Source organism: bacterium, assembly GCA_030655055.1.
In the GTDB taxonomy this organism is placed as follows: domain Bacteria; phylum Edwardsbacteria; class AC1; order AC1; family EtOH8; genus UBA5202.
Map to the genome: position 1 here is coordinate 1 of JAURWH010000049.1, position 4,256 is coordinate 4,256.

Annotated in this window: 4 protein-coding genes; all 4 read left to right on the plus strand. The window is 53.2% G+C overall.

Annotated elements, in window-relative coordinates; genetic code table 11:
- Positions 1 to 2,051: T9SS type A sorting domain-containing protein (locus Q7U71_02500; protein MDO9390624.1), on the plus strand; the 2,051-nt coding region annotated here is incomplete at its 5' end.
- 215 nt (positions 2,052 to 2,266) lie between these two features.
- Positions 2,267 to 2,848 carry a hypothetical protein gene (locus Q7U71_02505; protein MDO9390625.1) on the plus strand — a complete coding sequence of 194 codons (582 nt, stop codon included), beginning with the start codon at positions 2,267 to 2,269 and terminating at the stop codon, positions 2,846 to 2,848.
- Positions 2,849 to 2,943: 95 nt separating this feature from the next.
- Positions 2,944 to 3,810: a hypothetical protein gene (locus tag Q7U71_02510; GenBank protein ID MDO9390626.1), complete on the plus strand. Its 867-nt coding sequence runs from the start codon at positions 2,944 to 2,946 to the stop codon at positions 3,808 to 3,810.
- On the plus strand, positions 3,807 to 4,256 hold a 450-nt coding region (locus Q7U71_02515; GenBank protein MDO9390627.1), incomplete at its 3' end, for a hypothetical protein. The genes Q7U71_02510 and Q7U71_02515, both read left to right, overlap by 4 nt.

The window sequence follows — 4,256 nt, forward strand, 5'->3', positions numbered from 1 at the left end:
TCATCTCCGATTCCGCCTCAGCCGATTCCAACGGGGCCAGGGTCTGGCGCAACGGGGTCTTGATCAAAGTAAACGACTACGATATGTCACTGCCGTTTGAACTTGATGCCGGAGGGCTCCTGGTCTATCATGTGGATGAAGACCTGATAGCCCAAAGATGGTATGACAACAGCCTGGAGACCGGAGACATAAAAGCCATCTATCTACTGGAGGCCGATCACGTCCAGGACCTGCAGCGCTGGGGCGGCTCGCCTTATTCCACCTATGCCAGCCCCTACGACGCCTATTACGCCGGTAACAACGACCGGATAGACGACGGCAGCGATCCGGCGACCCTGGCCAATGACGGTTCCTATACCCATATTTCGATCACCGGCATCACTGCTCCGTCCGAAAACATGAGCGCCCGGGTGAAGGTCGGATGGAGCCTGCCGGGGTTCCCTTATGATTTAGGACAAACTGTAGACTGGAACAGCGCCAATTATGCGGTTTTGGGAGACACCACGGTGCTGATAATACCCGGTAATGATGGAAGGGTATATGCCATGATGTCCAACGGCCAGGGTTTGTTCAATCATGACACGACATTAATATTAGCAGCCAATGACACGGTACATTTACGGGCTGAATTTGCAAAAGTGACTGGCAACATTTATTCTTCTCCTGCGGTGGGAGATGTGAATAAAGACGGCCGTCCCGAAGTATTCATATCCTCGGCTGATCTATTGACACAGGGATCTGTTTGGGGTTTTAGTTTTGTTTCGCATGATACTTTTAATACTTCCGGTGACTCAGTTAAATGGGCTGTGATCCTGGATAGTTTTCCTGTTTTTACCCAGGGTCCGATCTTTTCCTCGCCCACTTTGGCTGATATTGACGGTGATGATACTTTGGAAATCATTGTGGCCTGTGACGACAAAAAACTTTATGCCTGGCGATATGATGGAAGCCTTGTTGCAGGTTATCCAAAAGATCTGGCCATGGAAACAAGGGCCACACCATCGGCAGCCGAACTATATGCTGATTCCCCGGGTTCGGAAGCAGTGATCCTTTCAGGGGACAGCCGGGTCTTCGCTTTGGCTGACAGCGGCAAGGACCTGTCAGGTTTTCCGGCTTTGATGCCCTGGGTGGATTGGGTGTCCGCTTCCACCGCCATAGGCGACGTCAACCGGGACGGCAGTCCCGAGATCGTGGCCTGTCCTAAAAACCAAATAACCGTGCTGGACAAACTGGGCCGGACCGTTTCCGGCTGGCCGGTATCCCACGACCAGACCGCCATTGCCTCTCCGGCCCTGGGTGATATTGACGGGGATGGTTATCTGGAAATAGTTGCAGCCATAGGCACCAAGCTTTACGCTTATAACTATAACGCGACCTTGATCTCTGGTTTCCCGATAGCAATATCCGAATCCCTCAATGTTCAGTCTTCCCCGGTAACCGCCGATGTGGACAACGACGGCCTTCCGGAAATAATCATCGGTTCTCCCGACGGGCGTATATATGCCTTTAACGGCAACGGCACCGATGCCGCCGGATTCCCCTTGACGGTTGGCGGTAAAATTCTGTCCACTCCGTTGCTGGCCGACCTGGACGGGGACAGTTCCGACATCGAGCTGGCCGTGGGCTGCGATGACGGCAATGTTTATGTTTGGAGCATCGGGTCTCCGGTAACTGCTTCCAGCCTGAGCTGGCCGATGTTCTGCGGCAACCAGGCCCATACCGGTTTTTTGAACTGGGATCCTGCCCTGCATCCCTTGCCCGCCCAGTCCGGAGAATTGATCAAGAATGCCTATGTTTACCCCAGCCCGGCCCGGGGCGACAACGCAAAGATCAGGTTTTTCCTGGAAAGCAATGCAGAGATCGATGTCAAGATATTCAACCTGGCCGGAGAACTGGTCCGCCAGTATAGACAGCCGGGGCAGGCCATGACCGAAAACGAGGTTGTCTGGAGCCTGGAGCAAATAGCTTCCGGCGTTTATATCATCCGGGTGGAGGCAAATGACGGAACAAACGCCAAAGTAAAAACCTGCAAAGCGGCGGTGATAAAATGAAAAGAACATTATTTACAATTGGGCTGATAGCTTTTTGCCATTTGCAGACCTACGGGCAGGCAGTCCAAACTTCAGATATTCCAAATGGAAGCCCCGCTGCAGCTCTCATCAAAACCATCCCTGACACTGCTGCAGTTGAGAAGCCAGCTGTTCCCGGTAAACCTGTTCTTCCGAGGAAATACAGGAAATCAGCCCGGAAGGCATTTTTCCTTTCTTTGCTGGTTCCGGGTTCCGGAGAATACTATGTCGGCCAAAAAGGGTATACCAAAGGTTTCGTGGCCGCCGAGGCGGTGATCTGGTCGGCCGCCCTGTTCAACAAATACCAGGGGGATATGCGGCGGCGCGACTATATAAGTTACGCCGCCCAGGAGGCCGGCTCCAATTCCGGCCGGACTGATGATTTTTATTATCAGAATGTTTATGAATGGCCAAATAGTTTTTGGTACAACGAAGACCAGTGGCGCCAGGCCCGGGAGCTTTATCCCTACGACCCGGCCGCCCAGCAGGCCTATGTGTCCGATAAATTATATTCCGAAGAGGATTCCTGGGAATGGCAGAATTACGACCAATGGTATTATTACCGGGGCCTGAGGGTCAAAAGCCGTAACTACCTGCATCGGATCAGTTATTCGGTGGGCGCTTCCGTGCTTAACCACATGCTTTCTGCGGTCAACGCCGCCAGGCTGGCCAAACGTTTCAACAAACGGACAAAATTGTCCCAGGTTCCTGACTGGCGCCTTGAATGCTATTCCTACCAGCCCGAAACCATCACCCTGGCCCTTTTACGCAGTTTTTAGGACCGCCCATCAATCGATGTTCAGAACATCCTCCGTCAGCCAAAAGCAATGGTCAGGCCGGAGGATTTTCTGTATTAAAGAAAGTGAGGAAATCTATGAGATATCTGATCTGCCTTTTGGCCTGTTCGCTGGGCGTTCTCTCCTGTACTGCCATAGTTGAACAAAGGAGGCCGGAACCCGGCGGCGTCAAGATCAAAACCGTTCAAGCCTTCAAGTACGCCCAGCTGAGCATCAACGATGACCGGCCTTCCATGTGTTCCAGTCTCCGTGGAGACGTGTTCATCACCGACGCTGGAGGATGGCGCATAGTCAGCTACAAAAGCGACGGCAGCCTGAACTATGAATCCGCCATGCCCTCAGCCCGCAGTTTTTTGCTCAACGGCCAGGCCAACGGCATTTACCTGGTGGATGACCTGAACAAAAATATCCAATACTATGATATCTGGGGGCAAAAACAAAACACCATTTCCTATTCGGGAAGTTCGTTTGTTTCCGGTGCGGTCCTTAAGGACGGCAGCCTTTATCTGCTGGACAATCTGGCCAACACGGTGGTGGTCCTGGATAATCAGGGAAAGGAGGTCCGGAGGTTCCGGCTGATGTCCGGAAATGCAGGTTTCCAGTGGCCGACCGCCCTGGCGGTGGACGGAGCGGGGACCGTCCTGGCCGCCGCCGACGCCCGGGCCCAAAAGATCACGTTATTTAACATCTACGGAAGCTATCTGGGGAAGATAGATGCTTCGCCTTCGGCCTCTCCCTCCGCCGTTTGTTTTGAGACGGGGTCCCCGGTTCTCTGGGTCTGCGAAAAGGACAAGGGCCGGCTCAGCTCCTTTGAGATCAAGCCTTCAGGGATCAACCCCGGGGCTGGCTGCGCCATTGCCGCCCCCTTGTCCGTGGCCTGCAGTTCTTTCGGCGGCATTTTTACGGTCTCGGGCCAATATTTGTTCAATGTCAGCGAAGAATGAGAACATCACTAATAAAATATCTTCTGATCACGCTCCTGATACCGTTCTGGTCTTCCTCTTTAACCGGTCAGGAAACAGCAGGGAGGGCCAGGGTTGTCATTCCGGGAGGGTTTTCCGGCAATTCTTACCAGCTGCCTCACCGGAACATCATCAAAGGCAGCGATTCGATGCTTTTGAACGACAGCCTTATGGTTCCCAATCTTGATTATGCCCTGGATTGCCGTACCGGCGAAATATACTTTCCCTCCAGGCTTATAACATCCGATACGGTGGAAGCCAGTTACCGGACACTGCCCTTCAGCCTGCCGGTAAAAATCGTCTACCTGCCTCTGTCCCCAGCCTCTGCCAATATCCCGGATACGTTGGAGGTCCTGGCCGGTTTTGATCCCTCGGCCTCCCAGCCTTACAGCAGCTGGCTTAATGAAAAAAGCGGACAAGTGCGCTTC

Bases quoted from the DNA above. Each gene is read 5' to 3' on its own strand.
- Q7U71_02510 (MDO9390626.1), top strand. From the start codon at position 2,944: ATGAGATATCTGATCTGCCTTTTGGCCTGTTCGCTGGGCGTTCTCTCC.